Below are 21,887 nucleotides of genomic sequence, written 5' to 3' on the forward strand. Positions count from 1 at the left end.
CCGAGCCTATCCCGAGACGCGCCGATCTCGACCGGCAGACGCCGCGGGTCAGCGTTTGCGTCCATCGCACCGCCTTGGCGACAAGACCTTTGGGCCGCGACGAGCTCAAGCGCTTCAAGGATTGGAAGGATGGCCGGCCCGAGACCGAGCTCAACTTCAAATTCTACCGCCAGGCGACGAACAAGATCGTCAGCCTCTCGGATGCGACGGTGGCGTTTCTCGATGAGTTTTTCTAAAAAGAAAAGCCCGGCGCGAAGGCCGGGCCAGTCCAAACCAGTTTGTCGATCGGCTCAGTTGCCGAATTTGTAGCTCAGCCGCGCCATAACCGCATCGGCCCGGGCCCTGATCTTGAAAGTCTCCGGATTGTTGCCGTGTTCGCCGTTGTCATCATAGACATTCGGTCCCGTGCCGGTCTTGGATCCGAGATCGATATGCGTGTAGTCGATCCCGAGGATCAACTTGTCGGTAAGGGCGTAGTCGATACCCGCGCCTACAGCATAGCCGTTCTGCCATCCGCTTTGGTCGTAGCTCACGCCCCGGTCCACATAACAGCAATCGTGGGCGTTGAAGCTGACTTCTCCGCCAGCATAACCGCCTTTGGCATAGACCATGAAGCGATCGAAAGCATAGCCAACCCGACCAACCACCGTTGCGTAGTGCTTCAGCTTAGCGGTCTCGGTGTCGCTGTCGGGGAAGTAGGGGCTTGTGATGGTCTTGTCGATGCCGGTGGCGGTCCAGGTCGCCTCGCCGCCGAAGACGATCTGGTTCCACTGGGACTGGTAGCCTATGTGCGCGCCACCCGCGATATTTGTATCACTGAAACCGAAGTCCGAGCCTGGCCCTCCCGGAGTGATGATATCGGTGAAAAATCCACCATCCGGCTGCTGTGTATCCATAGCCTTGATGTGGCTATTGGCGACGCCGATATGCGCGCCGGCATAGAAGCCGCTCCAGTCATAGGCCGATCCGGCAACCGGGGCCGTCATGTCCGCGGCCGAGGCTGCGGTCGCGCTGAGTCCTGCCAGCGCGGCAATTGCGATAAGTCTCTTCACTGATTCCTCCGATCCACCCAAATCCCATCGGTGATGTGACCATAGTCGAATATTCGAAAATAAAGTGTGACGATTTAGTCGCACTGCTATGAAAATCCACGGATTAGGTAGTAGTAAGTAAAAGAAGGGCGCAACCGGATAATCCAATGCTTGCAGCATCGGTAAAAGGTGATCAGTGTCCTTTGATGCAACAATACGCCAAAGCAACATGAAGAAATAGCGCGACCTGAACGTTGGAAATCCGATAGTCGCAGGGCAGAAGTCTTCTCGATTTTCTGCGAAACAGGTTCCGGCTTTCTGCAACCAGAAGGCGGTCGAGGAGCGAAATTCGTTCTGGGCTTGGGTAAGGGCAGTCCAAGGGGCCATCAGCCGGCTTGCCGAGTGACGGCGCCTATCACGTTGACGAGAAGTCGCGCCGCGGTCAGCGCCGACAGTTTGTCGATGTCGGCAGGTGGATAGAGCTCGACGAGGTCGAACCCTGCTATCCTCGCTCGCTTGCCGAGGCCGGCGATCAGGTCGATCGCCTGGGTGTAGGAGAGGCCGCCGGGCGTACGCGCGGCCACGCCCGGCATGATCGACGGATCGAGGCTGTCGCAGTCGAGGGTGACGACGACATGCGCGCCCTGCGGAATATGCCGAAGAGCGGCTTCGACGCCGTGGGCATGAACCTCGCGCGCGGTGACGAAGCGGCTGCCGTAGCGCTGCGCCACTTCGATTTCAGTGGAGCGCGCGCTGCCGACGCTGCGCAGGCCGACTTGCACCATGCCAGCGACATGCGCCATCTCGCTCGCCCGCCGCATCGGGCTTGAATAGCCGTAGCGTTCGCCATGCACCTCGTCGCGCCAGTCGATATGGGCGTCGATCTGCAGGATCCAGATTGGGCCGTGGCCGGCAAAGCCGGCAAGGAACGGAATGACGACGGAATCGTCGCCGCCAAGCAGGATCGGCACGGCCGGCAAGGACAGGACTTCGCTCGTCTTTGCCTCGATCCGGGCCCGGTTGCCGGCATTGTCATGCATGATGGTCAAGACATCGCCAGCATCGACACAGCAGGCCGGCTTGCCGTCGAATAGAGGACCGCCGAGGTCGAAATCCCAGTGCCCCACCAGCAGAGCGTCGTCCTGGCTTGCAGCGCGGATGGCGTCAGCGGCCGAGACGTAACCGCGACTGTCCTGGCCGGCATAGGTGGTGCCATGGCCGGCGGCGAAGATAACGGCTCGCGGCATGCGCCCGTCGGCGAGGCGATCGGGAAAGCCGAGAAAGGAAGGCGAGGCGGTCATTTTGTGGGTGCTTTCATTGTTGCGCCGCAGCGCGACGGCAGTCTGGAGCAGGGTAGTTGCTTCGGCCGGGAGTTTTGCGACAATTCGCGTCTCGGGCAACAAAATGGGGCTGCGGCGATGAAGAGTCTACTGATCCTGGCGGGCTTTGGTTTGCTCCTTGCCACCTTATCGCCGTCGGCGGCTGAAGAGAAACTACGCGCTTCGGACAAGGCCGCACTTGCCGAATGCCTGAAATATGTCGGCGATTTTTCCGGCGATGTCCCTGGCGTGAACGATACGCAGACGGCGGCTATCCACATCGACAACGCGATAAAGCTCGCCGGACACGAGCCCGCCTCGTGCATCAACTACGTGACCGAGTTGTGCTCTTTCGAGAGCGACGACGGCCGGTCGCAACTTGGACTGATCGATTGTGCCAACCGCGAGGTCAGCGTGTGGGAGGACCGTCTCAACACGACCTATGCGGCGCTGATGGCCAAAGCGGCACCCAGGGCGCGGGAAGGCTATCGCAAGATGCAGCGCGCCTGGATCGCCTACCGCGATGCGCGATGCGCGGCGGAAGGATCGGCCGAAACCGTCAACACCGATCGTCAGAGCAATATCATCGTCAGCTGCGCGCTCGATGCGACGGCCCGGCAGGCGCTGATCCTCGATGACGAGCTGTCGGATCTGCAGTGACCGGGCGGAGCGGGAGGTATCGGTGGCCACATCGTTTGCGGAGGTATGATGCCGAAGTTCTCGTGGCAGGCAGGGCTCATTTTCGGCCTGTGCGCCAAAATCCTTGTCGCTCTGTGGGACGATGGCTTTCACTGCGGAGATATCGTCCTCTGGTCGCGCGTCCGGGCGCTCGAGGATGAAGGCGTATTCGAGATGAAGGACGACGGCACGCTGATGCACGAGAGCTCTGTGCGGTTGCGGCAAGGGGCGGTGTGATACCCACTTCGTCACCCACACACGATAGTCGCATAAGATATATTATGGAACTTTCGCGTCGGGTGCGTAACCAGGAATTGCTGCGGCTTTCGCTGCCGGCGACGAGCCCACTGATCGCTCCGGCAGCGCTTCGCGTCTTCGAGATCGAGGACGAACGTTCGACCGACGAACGGCAGCGCCGGCTGAGCAACTGCCGCTATCGTCCTGACTCATAAGGAATTTCGATCGTCATGCCGTCATAGGCCGGCACCACGTGTTCCGGCGTCTCAGCCATTACCACGGCGTAATACAGCGGCACATGCATATGCGTCAGAACGGCATTACCGGGCGCCAGCTTCTCGATCCACTCCAGCGCCTGGCCGAGCGACAGATGGCTGGGATGCGTGTTGTACTGCAGCGCGTCGATAACCAGCATGTCGAGGCCGCGCAGGCGCTCGGCGGTGGCGTCGGGAAAGTCGCTGATGTCGGGGCAATAAGCGAGGCCGCCGACGCGGAAGCCCAGCGAGAGGATGTCGCCATGGATCTGCGGCAGCGGCTCGAGGGTGAGGGCGCCCCCCTCGCCTTCGATCACCACCGGCCTCGCATGGTCGATAAGATGCGGCTTCACGATCGGCGGATACGAGCTCCCGGCCGGCGTCTCGAAGCAATAGCCGAAGGCCTGGCGCAGCCGTTCCATCGTCGGCTCGTCGGCGTGGACATCGATCCTGTGCCGCTGCTCAAGCACATAGCCGCGCAAATCGTCGATGCCGTGGATATGGTCGGCATGCGGATGGGTGTAGACGACGGCGTCGATGCGCTTGACAGAGGCCAGCAGCATCTGCTCGCGGAAATCCGGCCCGGTGTCGATGACGACCGTGGTGCGCGCGCCATTGTCGGCAATCCGCTCGACCAGCGCGGCCGTGCGCATGCGCCGGTTCTTCGGATTCTTAGGATCGCAATTGCCCCAATCGCCGGTGATGCGCGGCGTGCCGGGCGATGAGCCGCAGCCAAGAACGGTAAAGCGCAGCCGGTCGCCCATGCCTCAGCCTGCCGCCATGTCGGGACGCGGCATCTTGGTGAACAACCGAAAGAAGTTCCCGGTGGTGATGTCGGCGATCTCGGCTTCGCTGACGCCGACGGTCTCGGCAAGCACCTTGGCCGTATTGGCCACATAGGCCGGTTCGTTGCGTTTTCCACGGTACGGTATGGGCGCAAGGTAGGGCGCGTCGGTCTCGACCAGCAGCCGGTCGCGCGGGACATCGGCGGCGACGGCGCGCAGCTCGGCGGAATTCTTGAAGGTCAGGATGCCAGAGAAGGAGACATAGCCACCCAAAGCCACGCCGACTTCGGCCAGCCTGCGTCCCGACGAAAAACAGTGCAGGATGAAGGGGAAGGCGCCCTTCCCTGTTTCGTCCTCGAGGATCGACGCCATGTCGTCGTCGGCATCGCGCGAATGGATGACCAGCGGCAGGCCCGTCCGGCGCGAAGCCGCAATATGGGTGCGAAAACCTTGCGCCTGCGCATCGCGCGGCGCCTTGTCGTAGTAGTAATCGAGCCCGGCCTCGCCGATCGCTACCACCTTGGGATGGCCGGAAAGCCGCACCAGCTCGTCGGCGGTGACGTCCAGCTCTTCCGCGGCATTGTGCGGATGAGTGCCGATCGAGCAATAGACTTCGTTGAAAGTTTCAGCGATTTCAAGGATTTGCTGAAAGCGCTTCACCCGCGTCGAGATCGTGACCATGCGGCCGATTCCGGCGGCGAGGGCGCGGGCGACAATAGCCGCCCGCTCCTCGGCGAAGTCCGGAAAGTCGAGATGGCAATGGCTGTCGACCAGCATCAGGCGTTCTGCTCGACATAACGCGGGAACACACCCTCGGGCGTTGGCAGCGCCGTGCCCGGCACCAATGCATGGTCGGCATGGACGTGCTCGAAGGCGCGTTTGTCCGCGGGCACGGCCAACAGGTCGAGCAGCTTGGCGGCCGATCCAGGAATGAAGGGCTGGCAAAGCACCGTCACCCGGCGCACAACCTCGGCTGTCGTCCAAAGCACGGTTTCCATGCGCTCCGGATTGGTCTTCTTCAGGGCCCACGGCTCCTGTGAAGCGAAATAGCGGTCGGCTTCCGCCACCACGCCGAAGATCGCGGCCAGAGCCAGATGGATGCCCTGCTCCGCCATCGCCCGGCGCGAAACCGCCAGCGCTTCGATCGCCTGGTCGAGGATCGCCGTGTCGGCCTCCGCGAGCTCGCCGCGCTTCGGCACCGCCGCGCCGCAGTTCTTGGCGATCATCGACAGCGAACGCTGCGCCAGATTGCCGAGGCCGTTGGCAAGATCCGCGTTGGTGCGGTTGACGATCGCTTCGTGGCTGTAGTTGCCGTCCTGCCCGAACGGCACCTCGCGCAGGAAGAAATAGCGCACCTGATCGACGCCGTAATGCTCGACCATCGTGAACGGGTCGATGACGTTGCCGACCGACTTCGACATCTTCTCACCACGGTTGAACAGGAAGCCATGACCGAAAACGCGCTTCGGCAGCGGGATTCCCGCCGACATCAGGAAGGCCGGCCAGTAGACGGCATGGAAGCGCACGATATCCTTGCCGATGATGTGCGCGTTCGCCGGCCAGAAGCGCCATTTCTCATCATTTTCATCAGGATAGCCGACACCGGTGATGTAGTTGGTCAAGGCGTCCACCCAGACATACATCACGTGCTTTTCGTCACCCGGCACCGGCACGCCCCAGTCGAAGGTCGTGCGCGAGACGGACAGGTCCTTCAGCCCCGATTTGACGAAGCTCATCACCTCGTTGCGGCGCTCGGCCGGACCGATGAAATCGGGCTGGCTTTCGTAAAGCGTGATCAGCCTGTCCTGGTAGGCCGACAGCCGGAAGAAGTAGCTCTCCTCCTCGACCCATTCCACCGGCGTTCCCTGCGGCCCATAGCGCACATTGTCGGCGCGGACCTCGGTCTCCTCCTCGCCGTAATAGGCCTCGTCGCGCACCGAGTACCAGCCGGCATAGCCGCCCTTGTAGATGTCGCCATTGGCGGCCATCGCCTTCCAGATCGCCTGGGAGGACGCGTAGTGCCGCTCCTCGGTGGTGCGGATGAAATCGTCGTTGGAAGCGTTGAGCGCGGTGGCCATGCGCCTGAACTCGGCCGAGTTGCGGTCGGCCAACTCGCGCGCCGTGATGCCTTCCTTGCGCGCCGTCTGCAGCATCTTGATGCCGTGCTCGTCGGTGCCGGTCAGGAAGAAGACGTCCTTGCCGTCGAGCCGCTGGAAGCGGGCAAGCGCATCGGTGGCGATCAGCTCATAGGCGTGGCCGATATGCGGCTTGCCGTTCGGATAGGAGATCGCGGTCGTGATGTAGAATGTGTCGCGTGACATGAATGAACCGTCATGAATATCTGAATGTGAGTTGTGGCGGTGGATATCGCATCGGAACGTCGATTGCCATCCCGAGGCCAACGCATGCCGCCCGAAACTGGGCCAACGGCATGCATCGAACGGGCCGTCACATTCGCATCGCAGAATTCAGGCGGTCGATCATGGTCAGAGCGTGCTGCTTCTTATCGAGATTGTAGGTCTCGGCCTCAGATATCGTGTTTAGCGCCTCGTGCCAAGCTTCCGACAGGTTTCTGGCCCTGGCGAGATCGCCGACCAGAGCCGCTTCGCTGGCGGCGGACGATAGCAGGTCGAGCGCGCGACGGTTGAAGATGTCGAACTGGATCGCCTGGTCGCGACCCGCCACGGCCTCGGCTAGGCGGTGGGCGCCGATAATGTCGGGCTTCCGGGCCGCCACCAGCGTATCGAGCGCGCCGGCGATCTCCAGCCCGCCATATTGGGTAAGCAGTATGGCGTTGCGGGCGCTGCCCCCTGCCCGCTCGGCGAGCGCTGCGCGCGCCGCCGGATCGTCGGGTGGCGGCGGCTCGACATTTTCCAGCACCGCCATCAGCTCGTCGGCGGCCAATGGCGCCAGGCGCACCATCTGGCAGCGCGAGCGGATCGTCGGCAGCAGGCTGCCCGGCGCGTGAACGATCAGGATGAACAGGGTACGCGCCGGCGGCTCTTCGAGATTCTTGAGCAAGGCATTGGCGGCATTGATGTTCATATCGTCGGCCGGATCGACGATGACGACCCGGTAGCTGCCGTCATGCGAGGTCATCGACAGGAAGCGGCTGACCTTTCGGATCTCGTCGACGGTCAGCACCGTCTTGAAACTCTTGGTCTTGTCGTTGGCCGGACGGGTGAGATGCAGCACCGAAGGATGCGCGCCGGTGGCGATCTGGCGAAACAGCGAGGAGGCCGGATCGGGAACGGCAAGCGTATCGGGCGCCGTCCTGAAATCCGGATGTCTCAGAAGGTGATGCGCCATGTGGAACGCCAGCGTCGCCTTGCCGATGCCTTGCGGCCCGGCGAAAATCAGCGCATGCGGCAGCTTGCCGGTGCGGTAGGCGCCAGCAAGCATCCCGGCCGCCGTCGCGTGGCCAATCAGCCGCGGTGTTTCCGCCGGCTCGGGCACGCCGTCCAGAGTGTCGTGCTGTTCTGGGGCGATGCGTTCAAAAATCATGCCGGCGCCGTCTCGATCCTTTGCGCCGGAGTCCGCGCTTCCAGCGCGGCGAAGACGGCTGCGGTGACGACATTCTCAACGGTATCGGGATCGGCGGAAGCGTCGACGACGATGCAGCGCTCCGGCTCCGCCTTGGCGATGGCCAGGAAAGCCTCGCGCCGTTGCCGATGGATGGCCAAAGTCTCCTTTTCGAAGCGATCGGCGGCATCACCGGCGCCACGCCGCGCCGTGGCCCGCTTCAGGCCCTCAACGGGATCGATATCGAAGATCAGCGTCATGTCCGGCATCATGCCGTTGATGGCCACCGCCTCCAGCGCCTTCATGAAATCGGCATCGATGCCGCCGGTCACGCCCTGGTAGACGCGCGAGGAATCGATAAAACGGTCGCACAGCACGATCGAGCCGCGCTCGACCGCCGGGCGGATGACCTGCTCGACATGGTCCGAGCGCGCGGCGGCGAACAGGATCGCCTCCATCTTCGAGCCGAACGGCTCGGCCGCCCCGGACAGGAGCACGTGCCTTACGGCCTCGGCGCCGGGCGATCCGCCCGGTTCGCGGCTGACCAGGACTTCGTATTTCTTGGCGCGCATGCGCCGCGCCAGCCGCTCGATCTGCGTCGACTTGCCTGCTCCTTCGCCGCCCTCGAAGGTGATGAAAAATCCGCTCGCCAATCGAGACTGCCTTTGCCCGTGCTGGCCGCTGTCATAGCTCCCGTCCGACAAAAGGTCCACGAACTTGCCCGATCACAAATGTTTCTGACGCAGCCAGCCGACAGCGAGTTCCTTGGCCGCGTCGAGCGCACGCTGCGGCAGCGTGCCCACTTTCACCGACTCGGCGGCATAAAGCGGCATCTGCTGGCTAAGCGTGTCGCCTATCCAAACGCGCAACTCTCCGACCGGTTGCCCCTCCTCAACCGGCGCCGACACCGGACCCTGGTAGACGATCCTGGCGGTCAGCTTGTCGCGGTTGGCGATCGGCAGAAAGATGTTCACCGGGCCTTTCGCTTTCAAGGCCAGGCCGGACTTGGCGCCCCCGAAAACCTGCGCTTCGCCGACGACTTCGTCCTTGGCGAAGATCTCGGTTTTCTGGAATGACCGAGAGCCCCAGTCGAGCAGCTTGCGCGCCTCCTCGGAGCGTTCGCGGTCATTCGCCAGTCCGCTCACCGCGGCGATCACGCGTATGCCGTTGTGGCTGACGGTGCCGACCAGGCCGAAGCCCGCCTGCTCGCTGGCGCCGGCCACGAAGCCGTCGGCCTCGATGCCCATGGCGATCAGCGGATTGCGGTTCCTCTGCGCGATCTTGTTCCAGGTGAAGTCCGGCTGGCCGTAATAGTGGAAGAACTCCGGATAGTCGCGCCACAGATGCAGCGCCAGCATCGCCAGCTCCCGCACCGTCGTCTGCTGCCCATCCGCCGGCAGTCCAGTCGAATTGACGAAGGTCGATTTCTGGAGGCCGAGCTGACGGGCGCGATCGGTCATCTGCGCGGCGAAATTCGCTTCCGAGCCCGCCATGCCCTCGGCAAGCACGATGCAGCCGTCATTGGCCGCCTGCACGGTGACGCCCTGGATCAAATCCTCGACGCGGACCTCGGATTTGAGCTTGGCGAACATGGTCGAGGTGCCGGACGGCGCGCCGCCGGTGCGCCAGGCGTTTTCGCTGACGACGAACGTGTCGTCGAGCGTGATGCGCTTCGACTTGATGGCGTTGAAGACCATTTCCATCGTCATCAGCTTGGCCATCGAGGCCGGCGGGATCGGCTTGTCGGGGTCCTTGGCGAAGAGCACGGTGCCGGTGTCGGCATCGATCATGAACGCCTGCGTCGCCTTGGTCTCAAAAAGCTGCGCGCTTGCCGGGACGGCGCAAAGCAGCGCCAGCACCAATCCCAGGACGCTGGCGAAAGGCGGAAAAATGCGCAATTGCATGAAATGTCGACCCAATCTGAGCAATACCGGAGACACCGACGGCTTTCGCCCGGAATTGCGCAAAGACTACCCCGCGGCCAAGCTATCAGGGTTTTTTCGGCCGGATCAATGGGCCGCGCGAATTTGATCAGTTACGCACAACCAGCGCGTCCGGCGCGCCATGCGACCAGGCGGCCTGAAGCAGGTCGTCGACGCTGCCATGGCCGTCCGGATAGACATTGACCGCGTACCAATCATTGCCGTCGAGCTCGGTGCGCTGGATCTCGGTCCGGCCGAATGGCTTGAGCGCCGCGGCCACGCGATTTGCCTCCGCAGCTTCGTCGAAGGAACCGGCGGCGACATAGTCGGACGCGGGCTGTTCCTGGCGGTTCGATTTCCTCCACGACTGCAGGATATCGGCCGGCGACATGCCGCCGGTGTCAAGCGCGGCAAAGACATCGGCGCGCTTCACCCGCTCATCGGCGTAGGACAGCGAAGCCATGGCAAAGGGCGAGTTTGCAGGGAGGCCGACATCCGGCCGTTCCGGCACGATTGGTCCGAAATCGGGCAGCGCGACATCGCTGGCGCCCTGCGTCGAGAAACTTGCCGGTTGCACGGTGGGCTGCTCCGACAGGCCCGGCTGCGCGGCAAAGGCCTGCCCCGAATCGGTCAATTGTCCAGGGAACGGCACGGCAGCCGGCGGCGCTCCCACCGAGAGACTCGGCGACGGGCCGTTCATGGCCACCATCACACCGGTCGGCAGGCCGTCCGAAGGATCCGGCCGGTTGTTGCCGGGGTGGTAGGAAGCCACCAGATACTGATCGTCGTCGCCGTCGAGCGGCGCGCGGCCGACATATTCGACTTTGACCTTGGCCGTGCCGACCTTATCATAGTCGAGCATCTGCGCCGCGCGTTCGGAGACGTCGATGATGCGGCCTTCATGGTAGGGACCGCGGTCGTTGACGCGCACGATCACCGAACTGCCGGTTTCCAGATTGGTGACGCGGGCATAGCTCGGCAGCGGCATTGTCGGATGCGCCGCCGTCAGATGCGTCATGTCGTAGACTTCGCCATTGGCGGTTAGGCGGCCATGGAAGGCGTCGCCGTACCAGGAAGCCAGCCCGACCTTGGCGAAGCCCTTCTTATCTTCCTTCGGATAATACCACTTGCCGCGCACCTGGTAGGGCTTGCCGAGCTGGTCGCGACCGCCGCCGCGCCGCATGAACTGCACGCGCGGGCTGGCCTTCACCCCATATTCGGATTCGGCGAAATATTCCTTGGAGCGGGCCTTCTTGTAGACCATGCCCTTCGGTTCGGGCTGGGAGGCGCAGGCAGCCAAAATGAGGCCCGAAAGGGCGCACAGGGCGAAAGCAGAAGCGCGACGAAGACGCGGGCGCGCCGAAATCTGCATGTTTTCGATTGTCCCCTACCGTGCTGCCATCCGACGGAGCCAAGCATCCGCCGATGTCAGCAACACCTTGATCCCCAATCCCTTTGTGCGCAGGAATTGCTTATCACGATGTTAATCGATTATGGCGGCAACAGGGCGAGATTATGGCAAGGCCCAGGACCGGACAATGATGGGGCGGCCGTCTGACTGTCGTTTCCAAGCCTCACCACGGCCAGGAATTTCATGGCGTCGGGGCCGTCCCAATCGAATTGCCGGCTGTTATTGCGGCACCGGCGACCCGGTGGCGGCGACCTGCGAGAGCTTCTCGCGCTTCGTCAAAATAGGCTTCTCATAGGTTTTCTTCATAATCTTCCTCTCTTGAAATATTAGCAGGTTCAAATTGGCAGCGTATCGGCCGCATCGTCAATGCATCAACCGGCTAGCCACCGCGCCCCAAACAACATTGGGCCATTCCTGCGATTGACAGGTCTTTGCACGGCGCACTAGAGCATGGGGCGCTTGCGTTCCTGCCGGCATGGCTTTGTGGCCGGCAGGACGAAGCGCCTCGTGAAGATCACGATGGAGGGATGGCCGAGCGGTTTAAGGCACCGGTCTTGAAAACCGGCGTGGGCGCAAGTTCACCGTGGGTTCGAATCCCACTCCCTCCGCCAAGTCAACCCTTGAAACGCCCAGATAACATAGGGCTTGGCGATTTTCGGTTAGCGACTAACTAACCAACCTACTAACCGTCCTATGAGATGCGAGTGACAAAATCATCAAGTCCAGTCGGCATAGGGGACCGCGCCGCGAGCGACAACGGCATTATCTCATTCCGGCGAGCCCGCGCCCGTTCCTCGATCTCGCCGAAATGCAACGTCCTCTTCGACGCATAATCGTCGGCGAGAAGATCGAGCCAACGATGGAAAAAAAGCAGCGCAAATTTGCCCCGGTAGCGACTTCGCGGCTCAAGGCCGTCAAATGCTGCCCTGCTCCCGGCTCGCTCTTCGCCAGTGGGCTCGCGGGTCAGAGCGATCACGTCCTCGGAATCACGAACCTGCGCCCCGACCCCATCGAGCGCCACAACGGCAAGCTGATTGATACGCTGCGGAAAATCTCCTTTCCGACTTATCGGTATTACTTTAGAAAGATACAATCTAAAATTGATCTCTGCAGTCTCATCAATGAATTGAGCATATACACCGTTAAATAGAGCGATAATCTTTTCCCGCAAAGCAGGATATGCATTGCAATGCAACTCGACACGTAGAATGTCGTCCAAGACAGTATCGTCGACTAGATAGTTCTCTACTGAGTACCGATCAGTCATAAATATTTCCGGGCCGGGACCGAAGCCAGAATGATCATCAAAGTCCCTATCAATAAAAAAATAAATAGACTTACTTAAGTCACTAAGGTCGCGGCGAACTAAATCGCAAAGACCCAATACCTGTCTTTTTCCATTACACACGAAGAATTCATACCGCAGCGAGGCCTTAATCCTTCTCAGCCACTGTGAGTATATCGACTTGTCATCCAACCCCTCCACAACCAGAATGGGCAGTTCCCCACAGCGGCCACGCGCTTGGATAAGCTGAAGCTTCAAAACGGCGGGGCTTTCTCTCGCACTTTTGGTGCGCCTTACAATCTCGTCGCTTCCCGCTCCCATCAAACCGAATCTCCCTCATGCTCGTCCCCTTCAAAAGGTGGTATGCGAGCCTGATCAACAGAAATCTTCAGCGATTTGGCAAACGGATCGAGTTCATTATCGAACACGAAAGGAGAGTGTGTTATTGCGACCAGTTGGTTACAGGCTGGAGCGTTTACAATATCTACCAGTATTTGCTTTTGCCAATCTATTGAGAGTGACAGCTCCGGCTCATCAATGAGAACAATTTTCTGCCTCGGATATAGGTACAGCTTCGCGAGGAGGGATATCATCTGCTTTTCACCTGACGAAAGGGCGTCAAGAGCAATTTTTCTTTCTGACGGTAAGCTGACAGCGTAGACGGACAAGTCAGCTCTGTTCAAACGGAGTTCCTTTGAGTCCTGCCCGGAATATTCCGTATCTCCTGTCCCGCCGTACCCAATATCCGTGCTGGAAAGGTAATTGTTACATCTGCTTATAAAATCAGCAACTTGATTTTCTATGCCCCTTGTGGCATCTAGCACAGAGTTTAACTTTGAAATAAAATATAATAGAAACCGATTAGTTTCACTTTGGGGCGAATCGACGTTTACCAGCTGCTCAATGTCAGGTATTACGACGTCAACAAATGGGCCGACCCGTTGACCGTCCTTAAGTCGGGAAAAGAATAAATTTAAGTCATCCGTGCTTGGCAGATAGAAGTCACTGACCTCTGCGCGCGCGAAACTTCCGTCAAGTAACTCTTTGATAATGTCAGCGCTAAGCTTTCTGTAGCCTTTATTGGATTGGAGCAAAATTTCACGATTTAGGTCGGAGAGGCGATCGGATATATCGGACAGGCCGAACTGAACGTCGCCTGAAAAGGTGCTGAATGGAATTTTGAATCTCGGTCGTCCTCGGCGGTAAACTCGATCTTCGGCTTGAGCTAAGGGATTCTCGATGCGGCGATACGTAGGTAGATAAAGAACTTCAATACCTCTCAAAGAGGTTCGGATGGTGGAAACAACGTCAGTGATATTAGCGTTGATAGCAAAAATAGATGATTGAAGCTTCTCTAGGTAGTCCAGAGCGGATCGTTGATTGTAGTCGAAAGTTCGAACGGCCGCTTCAAATATTGGGTCATCAGTTATAGAGTAGATATCTTCTTTCAGAATTCCGAAGTTATTCGAAAGAAAATTGACAAGCTGTCTAGGATCAGTTTGTATTTTCTTTGCGAATGCACCAACTTCGCTTTCTATAACATGTTCGGTTAGGCTCTGGATATCGTCCTTCCTTACCACGAGATCCGTAGCGTGACCCGTAAGACGACAGCGTATCTCAGTAAAGTTCATGTCTCGTAGCCGAAGGAACTGACATTTTAGGAACGCATCGAGTGCGTTTAGCAGCGTAGTCTTGCCAGCGCCGTTCTGGGCGATCAGGACTGTAGCTGCATGGGGGCATAAGAGGGTTAGCGTTCGATAGCCGTGCAAATTTACGATTTCAAAGCGTTCGACTATCGATGGGAGCAAACCCCTGTTGAATGTGTCAGCGTATTCCATTGCTTTTTCGTCCATCCGATCAGGCAGTCTGTAAGGCACGTATTATGAGGCAGCCCCACGGGCTCACTACCGTCTAGAAACCCAATGGCCTTTGGTGTTATCAGCCGTTCCCTCGCCGCGCTAGTTGGTTTGAGAATGATCCGGGTATATGGCGCAATGCAGCTCTGTCCGAGCCATGTACGCAGTCTGGAGAGTGAACGGCCCGGCAAGTTGGTCAAACGCGGAAAGTGAGATTTCAAGATGTGATGTTGCGACGGAGTATCTGTCCGTTGAATTCGTTTCAAATAAACTGCTGAAAATATGGGATATTTGACAGCGGCGACGGCTACAAAAATTGGCGTCTAACCACTTTGCAAACCGATCAGGCTGCTTTCCGTCGCTGTTTCAGCCATTCGATGACATCGGTGCGAAGATAGCCGACCTTGCGCGCCGAGACGTGCAGTTTGGGCGGAAACGTCGGATCGGCCTTTTCGAGCCGCTGGCGGGAGGTGTCGCTGATGTTTAGCAAGGCGCAAAGCTGGTCGCGCGTGAGGATCGTCATAGCGTCCATGGGGGATGCTTTCCAAACGTTCTAGGGTTCTGGGGATTTGCAGGCATCCACCCGCGTTCACCGCGTCTTCCTCGCGGCATTGGGCCAGTCCAGCCCCTTTTCACCGCCAAATCAGGCGGCAACCACAACGATCATGGATAGGCGTGACTAGTCAACAGAAACGGCCTTGATCTTCGTGCCGTTTGAAACCGTTATCCACATATTCCTAGACTAGTGATCAAAATCTGACGTTATTTATCGGCAAAGTAAGCCGCTTGACGTGATTACCTGCCGCTCATTGCGTTTCTCTAATTTTAGTGCATTCTAGCATTATAATAGCGAGGGAGAACTGCCATGCCTACAATTGTAAGGTCAGCGGCGGTGCTGGCCGTTTTGCTGTGCCTCCAAGCCGATATGACTTGGGGCGCTGACGTGATCTCGCCGCCTATATCGAGTCCTCACACAATCATGCCGCTTTCCCCTCACGACCGAGAGTGTATTCGGAGAGGTGACGGTGCACCAGCATGTCGCAAGGACTGCGGAAGGAGATTTCCAGAACCCAATCCTAACATTTACTGCGACGCCTACTGCGCAAATGGCGCACTAGTAAGGGGCTCGTGCATCGTTGGTGCTGGGGGTTCGCTTGGCTGCCCTGGCATGGACTGCACCTTCTAAGGAACAAATCGATGCTAAATTTTCAAGAAAAAGCTTTGCCGGCGAATGTTGAAGAGTTTCCTCAGGATCAGGAATACACATGCCTTTTTGCGATCGACAGCCTCATCACGGTCGATCCGACACACCCGCGAAAATATATTGGCAATTGGAGGAATCTACCTCAGCTAGCTTGTGTTGACCGAACAGTCGATTCCTACGTACTGGATCAGCGTGTAGTCAGTTATTTTCAAATAGATATTCCCTGCGCCGGGTTAACGTGCTTTATCCTGAAAAAGTAGGCATCTCATAGCGACACAGTACGCCGAGACCAACTACGCGATTAGGCGTTGCCACTCTTGCTTGTAGTTGTCGTTAGAAATCAAAAGATAGTCTGCCCACTGTTGCATTAGTTTCTTGCGACGTTCAAAGGCGTCACCGCGCCGGTACGCGGCAACGGTCTTATCCTTAATGGTGTGAGCAAGCGCCATTTCAGCAATTGTGTCAGGATGCAGTGTTGTTTCGCTGCACCAATCGCGGAATGCGCTTCGAAAGCCGTGAACGGTCAATCCGTCTCGCATTCCGCGCAGCATTTCGAGCATTGCCATATTGGACAACGGTTGATTGCGTTTTGCACCCGGAAAGACATACGGATTGTCAGCGATGCGGTGCAAACCTTTCAGTAGGACGATTGCAGCACTCGACAAAGGAACTCGGTGTTCAATACCTGCCTTCATCCGCTCCGCCGGTATGGTCCATTTCGCGGCTTCAAGGTCGAATTCCGTCCAGACGGCGTTCAACGTCTCCGATGTGCGGGTTACGCAAACGACAGTCAGCATGAGCGCTTTTGCCGAATAGTCGGTCTTTGTCCGCAACTCTTGGACAAATCCCGGAGCGTCTACAAAAGCCATCGCTGCATGATGACCCTTCGATTGCTTACCTTTGCCAAGCCAATGCTCTAGCCCGTCTTCCCACTTTGCCGGGTTGTGGTGGTCTTTCCACATGGCTTTGATCTCCGGGTTTGCGCTCCCCATTGCCTTCGATTTCGCTGCGGCGATGACCGTTTCAATCCGCATGCGAACGCGGCTTGCCGTCTCGGGAACGGCATCCCAAAGCGGCAGGCGCTTGCCGCGCCGCATGTGCTGTTGCTTCAAAACCGCCAACACATCATCAACGCCGATTTCGTGCGGTAGCTTGCGGCCGATCTTCGGATAGACGTAGGTTTCAAGGGTGCTCGACCATTGAGCCCGGTGCTTGTTGTTACGCCAGTTGCCGGTATGCGTTGCGATGTAGTCGCGGGCCACGTCTTCAAACGTATCGTCGCCATTGGTCTTTGACTGCTTGGGCTTGGTCGCTATGAGCGGATCAATGCCGGCCTTCACTTGGTCGCGGTGTTCGATAGCGACCATTTCCAGTTCTTTGAATTGCCGGTCGCTGATCGGATCGTTGTACGGCCCAAGCGTCATCACCCGGCGCTTGCCGTCAAATGTATAGCGGAAAACCCAAGTGGGTTTGCCATTGCCGGATAACGCGAAACACAAGCCGTTGCCGTGCGACCATAGATTGGCTTGGGCGGCTTTGATCCGAATGCGAAGCTCGCGGTTGAGAGTGTCGATTTTCGATGCCATTGCGGAGGTTCCTTGGTGTTAGTACGGTCGTCCCGACTAACCTTTTTGAAGCCCTCCGCAGATTTGTTAGCTAGGCATGACTAGCTAAAATCATGGGAAATCAACAGGTTGGCTATTTCTGACTAGTCAAGACTAGTCGCATCTTCGGTCACTTCCTCCGCCAGATTGCTTACAGCTTCGAACTTCGCAGGACCGGCACTCCCCGGTCGAGGTTGCTCGCCAATCCCGCTACCAGTTCACCTTCAAGCCGACATCGCCGCCATAGCTCTGCAATCCGTCGCCGAATTTGCCGTCGAAAGCTGCGAACGTCGAGGTGTTTGAGCCCCAGTTCATCTTCAGGCCGGCATTGACCGCAACCGCGTCCTCGGCGGCCGAGGCGCCCTGGATGACGAAGGAGGTGCCCGGCGCCGCCTGGAAGCTCGGTTTCACCGACCGGTCCGGCTCGAACTCATGCACCCAGGCCGCGCGGCCCCAGGCCTGCAGCGACTGGCCGTCGCCGATGCCGATCGTGGTGTCGAGTTGCAGGCCGAGCGAGACCGGCAGCGAGGTGATGACGCGGCGATCGAAGCTCAGCCCCAAAGCGCCACCGTCGGGCGAAGTCTCGTCGAAAGAGTCCATCGACAGGAATGCGAACTGCAATCCGGCGAAAGGCGTGATCGCCCCCTCGCCCACCTGCTGCCGCCAGCCAGCCTCGATGTTGGTGCCGAAGCCGGCGCTGAGGAAATTGCTGCGCCAGTTCTCGGGCGTGATGCCGGCCACCGGGTCTATCGGCGAGTCCGAACCGGGCACGGCCGTGGACCGGTGGATGTTGTTGTTGTAGAGGCCGAAGGCAAGCGCGCCGTCGATATAGAACTGGTCCCATTTATGCGCGACATAGGCGCCGGCCTGCGCGCCGACGATGTTGCCCGAAGTCTGTCGGCCATCGACGGCAAATGAACCCGCAGAGCCGCCCAGAGCGAAGCCCACCAGCGTGTCGGGATCGCCGACGGTCTCCATGCCCGCCGCGAGATTGCCGCCCCTGTAGGTGGTGCCGGCACTGCCAGCCGCCGCACTGCCGCTGATCTCGCCGCCATTGCCGCCGGCGCTCGCCCAATAGCTCCAGCGCCGCGGGTCGGGCTGCAGGGCTTTGAACGGATCCTTCCCGGGCTTCGCCGGTTCGTCATAGGCCTGCGGTGTCGCTGTGACATCCGTCGGGTCGGTGCCGAGGCCGGTGCGCCAGAAATCGGCCTGGCGGCCGATCGAGGCGAAGAAGCTTTCATAGGCGCCGAATTGCGGCTGCTCGAAACCGGAAACCCCCTCGCCCGAGACCGAATCGTAGACGGCGCCAAGCTGCTCGACGGTCGGGATATAGAACAGCGCCTCGGCGATCTTCTGGAAATCCGGCGAGGTCGGGCCGCCGCTCTGGATGGCGTTGACCGCGTTCGCGACCGGAATCTGGTTCCCGGTCAGGCCGGTGGGGGCGAAGGTGATGTCGACACCGAGATAGACATTGTTGAGGTCCGGATACTGCAGCTGATATTGCGCGACCGCGCTTTGGACCGAACTCAGCTCCAGTCCGGTGTGCGACACGCCGCCATCGGCATGCAGGATGTGGAACGTCTGGCTCCCCGGCTTCGCCGCGGCCGCATCCATGATGTTGAGGTCGATGGCGCCACCGAGATCCGCCGTGCCGGCGACGTTGATCAGGTCGGACTGCGGATCGAGGTCGACGTCGAGCTTATAGGCGCCGGTCGAGGCCTGGTTCCAATTGCCGACGAGGCTGGTCGTCATCACATTGTTGTTGCCGCCCGGCGAGAAATAGCCGCTGTCGGCGAAAAGGTTGCCGGTGCCGAGCTTGGCATCGGCGCCGGCATTGAAGGTGGCGTTGGCCTCGTTGGTGAAGCTGTTGGCGCCGGCGCCGAGATCGAAGGAACCGGTGACGGTGCCGTAATTGGTGACCGTCTCCTTGGCATCGCCGGAAAGGATCGCCCAGCCGCCGGCCGTGCCGCTCGCGGTCGTGATCGTGCCCTTGTTGCTGACCGTGTTGTTGTTGCCGTCGACGATCCAGACACCGACACCGATATGGTTTGCGTCGGTGGCGCCGCCCACGACCTTTCCATTTGCAGTCGTCAGGTTGATGGCAATGTCGCCATTGCCTTCGGACGCCTTGCTCTGCGCGACGATGGCGCTGGTGCCCGCGGCATGGGTGACGACCGACCCTGCAAAGTCGACGGTGACATTACCGGCGACGCCCTGGAACAGCGGGTTGAGCGGATGGAGGGTGTCCTTCGTGCCGCCCGCGCTCTGCGCAAAGATGCCGATGGAGCCGCTGCCGTAGGTGTCGATAGTACCGGCATAGTCGACTTTGACAACGCCGGAGTCGCCAAAGTCGCCATTGCTGCCGACATGATAGTCGGTGATGGTCCCCAGCACCGGGACGTCGTTGCCGAGCGTGCCAAGTATACCGCCACCGCCACCGATCGACTGCGCGAAGATGCCAGCCGAGGATGAGCCGTGGGTGATGATCGCGCCACTGCCTTCAACGGTGACATCCTTGCCCGAGCCGCCGCTACCGCCGCCCTGACCGAAGGCCAGCCCAATGCCGAGATTGAGAGCCGGGATCGGCCCCATCGCTTGCTCGAGTACACGGTCGACATTGCCGGCGACACCGCCGCCGCCGCCCACCGACTGGGCGAAGATGCCGTTGGAATTGCTGCCCTTCGTGGTGATGTTGCCGGTGTTGGTAACCTCGACAAGACCGCCGATGCCTGACGCGCCGCCATTGCCGCCAACCGCGACGCCGAGATTGCTGTAGATCTTGGTCTTGCCCAATAGCACGTTGGCGATCAGCGCCGCCGGGATCGGGATCAGTTCGCCGGTACCGAGGAGGCCATTGCCGCCGGCGCCACCGCCGCCGCCCACGCTCTGCGCATAGATGCCGTCGGCAAGCGAACCGTTGGTCGTGATGCTGCCATCGTTGGTGACGGTCACGTGCCCGCCGTCGCCAGCCGCGCCGCCCTGGCCGCCGACCGCGACCGACATGGCGACGTTTATGAGCGCATCTGGAGGAGCCTCGCCCTTGCCGACCAGCACATTGATCGAATTGGCGCGCCCGCCGATGCCGCCGCCGCCGCCGATCGACTGCGCGAAGATGCCATAGGCGCTGTTGCCGGTGGTCACCGTGTCGCCGGCGACGTCCTTGTCGGTGGTGATGAGGCCGGTCTCGATGTTGCCATGGTTGTTGACGGTGACCTCCTCGCCGTCGCCGGCGAGCGCGCCATTGCCGCCGATGGCCACCGAGATGTTGGTGTTCTGCGCGCTCGAGCTGGTCGCGTTGGCCCAGCTTCCGACTGCCGTGATCGCGTTGCCGCCGTCGCCGCCACCGCCGCCCGCGCTCTGCGCGTAGATGCCGGCCGAATTGTCGCCATAGGTGCGGATGACCGACCAGTTGTTGACCGTCGCGGTCGAGCCGTCGCCGCCGAGCGCGCCCTGGCCGCCCACGGTGACGCCGATGGACGCAAGCGGCAGGTTGCTGTTGTTGATGCCGAGGTTGACGCCGATCGCGAAGCCGCCGTCGCCGCCGCCGCCGCCGATCGATTGCGCCCGGACGCCGTCGGCGCCAAGGCCCCAGGTGGTGATGGTCGAGCCGGGAACGACCTGGTCGAGCGCATTCTTGCCCGCATCGACGGTAACGGCGCCGCCGTTACCGCCTGTGCCGCCGGTGCCACCGACGGCGACCGATATGTTAGCGCCCGGCCCCATTGAGCCGGAGCCCGACCCGGCGTAACCGCCAGTGCCGCCGCCGCCGCCGACCGATTGCGCCCAGATGCCGTGGGCCCCGGTGCCTGAGGTGGTGATGTTGCCGCCATTGACGACATGCACCGTGTCGCCGATGCTGCCATCGCCGCCGCTACCGCCGACCGCGACCGAAACGGCGACCGCCGGGATTTCCGAGGGATCGGGAGAAACCGCCACCGAGAAGGCGATGGCCCCGCCGCCATTGCCGCCGCCGCCGCCGACCGACTGCGCGAAGATGCCGTGAGCCTGGAGGCCGAAGGTCTCGATCGTGCCGCCCGTGGTGTTGACGGTGACGATGTCGCCGCTGCCTCCGACATCGGCCGCGCCGCCCATGGCGAGGCCGAAATTGAACGCGCCGCCGCCGCTCACCGCGACGGCGCCGCCGCCATCGCCACCGCCGCCGCCAACCGACTGCGCGAAGATGCCATAGGCGCCGTCGCCCTGGGTGGTGAGGTCGCCCTTGTAGTTGACGGTCACGTCCTTGCCGTCGCCGCCAGGGCCGCCCTTGCCGCCGAGCGCGAAGCTGGCGCCGGCGCCTGAGGTGGCGCTCGAGACCGCGACTGCAAGGCCTCCCCTGCCACCGCCACCGCCGACCGATTGCGCGAAGACGCCATAGGCCTTGGCGCCCGTTACGACGGTTTGGCCCAGAATGTTGGTCGTGCGCGTGCCGGTGCTGATGTCGGAGGCGACGAGGCCGCTGAGATTGCCCGGCGTGGCCACGTGATTGACCTCGACCGATCCGCCGTTGCCGCCCTTGTCGCCGGAACCGCCAATGGCGATCGCCACGGCTTCGCCGACTGTATAGGAGCCGCCGCCATTGCCGCCGCCGCCGCCCAGCGACTGGGCGAGGATACCGACCGAATTGTCGCCGCTTGTCGTCAAGTGGTTTGAGGAATTGACGATGACGGTCTGGCCGTCGCCGCCTCCGCCCCCGGAGCCGCCGATGGAGAAGAGGCCGCCGCTGGAACCGCCATCGCCGCCGCCGCCGCCGATCGATTGCGCGACGATGGCGGCGGCGCC

The 21,887-nt window shown here is 60.7% G+C and carries 17 protein-coding genes, 1 tRNA gene and 1 pseudogene; 5 read left to right on the forward strand and 14 right to left on the reverse strand.

From position 1 onward, the window contains the following. Nucleotides 1-236, forward strand: a pseudogene (locus FJ471_RS28435) (hypothetical protein); the annotation flags it as partial. Between the two features lie 54 nt (nucleotides 237-290). Here FJ471_RS28435 and FJ471_RS28440 read toward each other — a convergent pair. Further along, nucleotides 291-1,052 carry an outer membrane protein gene (locus tag FJ471_RS28440; RefSeq protein WP_246684858.1) on the reverse strand — a complete coding sequence of 254 codons (762 nt, stop codon included), beginning with the start codon at nucleotides 1,050-1,052 and terminating at the stop codon, nucleotides 291-293. 365 nt (nucleotides 1,053-1,417) lie between these two features. Then, nucleotides 1,418-2,332, reverse strand: coding sequence for an agmatinase (locus FJ471_RS28445; RefSeq protein ID WP_140808151.1), 915 nt, complete (start codon nucleotides 2,330-2,332; stop codon nucleotides 1,418-1,420). Between FJ471_RS28445 and FJ471_RS28450 the strand changes: the two genes are divergently transcribed. The 3 genes from FJ471_RS28450 to FJ471_RS34960 are packed head-to-tail and all read left to right on the forward strand — an operon-like array spanning nucleotide 2,246 to nucleotide 3,480. Beyond that, a complete protein-coding gene (locus FJ471_RS28450; RefSeq protein WP_140808153.1) occupies nucleotides 2,246-3,010 on the forward strand; it encodes a lysozyme inhibitor LprI family protein in 765 nt (254 codons plus the stop codon). The genes FJ471_RS28445 and FJ471_RS28450 overlap by 87 nt on opposite strands. A gap of 48 nt (nucleotides 3,011-3,058) precedes the next feature. Continuing rightward, a complete protein-coding gene (locus tag FJ471_RS28455; protein ID WP_140808155.1) occupies nucleotides 3,059-3,265 on the forward strand; it encodes a hypothetical protein in 207 nt (68 codons plus the stop codon). A gap of 44 nt (nucleotides 3,266-3,309) precedes the next feature. Continuing rightward, nucleotides 3,310-3,480, forward strand: coding sequence for a hypothetical protein (locus FJ471_RS34960; protein WP_181179804.1), 171 nt, complete (start codon nucleotides 3,310-3,312; stop codon nucleotides 3,478-3,480). On the opposite strand, the gene FJ471_RS28460 is transcribed toward FJ471_RS34960, so the two are convergent. From FJ471_RS28460 to FJ471_RS28490, 7 genes are all read right to left on the reverse strand, one after another. Then, nucleotides 3,462-4,283 carry an MBL fold metallo-hydrolase gene (locus FJ471_RS28460; protein WP_140808157.1) on the reverse strand — a complete coding sequence of 274 codons (822 nt, stop codon included), beginning with the start codon at nucleotides 4,281-4,283 and terminating at the stop codon, nucleotides 3,462-3,464. The genes FJ471_RS34960 and FJ471_RS28460 overlap by 19 nt on opposite strands. 3 nt (nucleotides 4,284-4,286) lie before the next feature. Further along, nucleotides 4,287-5,081 carry a TatD family hydrolase gene (locus FJ471_RS28465; protein ID WP_140808159.1) on the reverse strand — a complete coding sequence of 265 codons (795 nt, stop codon included), beginning with the start codon at nucleotides 5,079-5,081 and terminating at the stop codon, nucleotides 4,287-4,289. Then, a complete protein-coding gene (metG, locus tag FJ471_RS28470) occupies nucleotides 5,081-6,625 on the reverse strand; it encodes a methionine--tRNA ligase (RefSeq protein ID WP_140808161.1) in 1,545 nt (514 codons plus the stop codon). The genes FJ471_RS28465 and metG overlap by 1 nt, the downstream gene beginning before the upstream one ends. A 127-nt stretch (nucleotides 6,626-6,752) precedes the next feature. After that, nucleotides 6,753-7,808: a DNA polymerase III subunit delta' gene (locus tag FJ471_RS28475; protein WP_140808163.1), complete on the reverse strand. Its 1,056-nt coding sequence runs from the start codon at nucleotides 7,806-7,808 to the stop codon at nucleotides 6,753-6,755. Continuing rightward, complete coding sequence (gene tmk, locus FJ471_RS28480; protein ID WP_140808166.1) at nucleotides 7,805-8,479, reverse strand: dTMP kinase; 675 nt, start codon at nucleotides 8,477-8,479, stop codon at nucleotides 7,805-7,807. Before tmk ends, FJ471_RS28475 begins: the two co-directional genes overlap by 4 nt. Nucleotides 8,480-8,551: 72 nt before the next feature. Further along, nucleotides 8,552-9,730: a D-alanyl-D-alanine carboxypeptidase family protein gene (locus tag FJ471_RS28485; protein WP_140808169.1), complete on the reverse strand. Its 1,179-nt coding sequence runs from the start codon at nucleotides 9,728-9,730 to the stop codon at nucleotides 8,552-8,554. 127 nt (nucleotides 9,731-9,857) lie between these two features. Next, nucleotides 9,858-11,120, reverse strand: coding sequence for a septal ring lytic transglycosylase RlpA family protein (locus tag FJ471_RS28490; protein ID WP_140808172.1), 1,263 nt, complete (start codon nucleotides 11,118-11,120; stop codon nucleotides 9,858-9,860). Nucleotides 11,121-11,680: 560 nt separating this feature from the next. Between FJ471_RS28490 and FJ471_RS28495 the strand changes: the two genes are divergently transcribed. Continuing rightward, nucleotides 11,681-11,770, forward strand: a tRNA-Ser gene (locus FJ471_RS28495). Nucleotides 11,771-11,850: 80 nt separating this feature from the next. On the opposite strand, the gene FJ471_RS28500 is transcribed toward FJ471_RS28495, so the two are convergent. The 5 genes from FJ471_RS28500 to FJ471_RS35610 all read right to left on the reverse strand — a co-directional run. Further along, on the reverse strand, nucleotides 11,851-12,765 hold the full coding sequence (locus FJ471_RS28500; RefSeq protein WP_140808174.1) for a DUF4435 domain-containing protein: 915 nt from the start codon (nucleotides 12,763-12,765) through the stop codon (nucleotides 11,851-11,853). Beyond that, nucleotides 12,765-14,282 carry an AAA family ATPase gene (locus FJ471_RS28505; protein WP_181179806.1) on the reverse strand — a complete coding sequence of 506 codons (1,518 nt, stop codon included), beginning with the start codon at nucleotides 14,280-14,282 and terminating at the stop codon, nucleotides 12,765-12,767. The genes FJ471_RS28500 and FJ471_RS28505 overlap by 1 nt, the downstream gene beginning before the upstream one ends. Nucleotides 14,283-14,643: 361 nt before the next feature. Next, on the reverse strand, nucleotides 14,644-14,832 hold the full coding sequence (locus FJ471_RS28510) for an AlpA family phage regulatory protein (RefSeq protein ID WP_140808179.1): 189 nt from the start codon (nucleotides 14,830-14,832) through the stop codon (nucleotides 14,644-14,646). Nucleotides 14,833-15,797: 965 nt separating this feature from the next. Continuing rightward, on the reverse strand, nucleotides 15,798-17,090 hold the full coding sequence (locus FJ471_RS28515) for a site-specific integrase (RefSeq protein ID WP_140808181.1): 1,293 nt from the start codon (nucleotides 17,088-17,090) through the stop codon (nucleotides 15,798-15,800). Between the two features lie 228 nt (nucleotides 17,091-17,318). Beyond that, on the reverse strand, nucleotides 17,319-21,887 hold a 4,569-nt coding region (locus FJ471_RS35610), incomplete at its 5' end, for an autotransporter domain-containing protein (RefSeq protein ID WP_140808183.1).

Source organism: Mesorhizobium sp. B2-7-1, from assembly GCF_006440735.1.
In the GTDB taxonomy this organism is placed as follows: Bacteria; Pseudomonadota; Alphaproteobacteria; order Rhizobiales; family Rhizobiaceae; genus Mesorhizobium.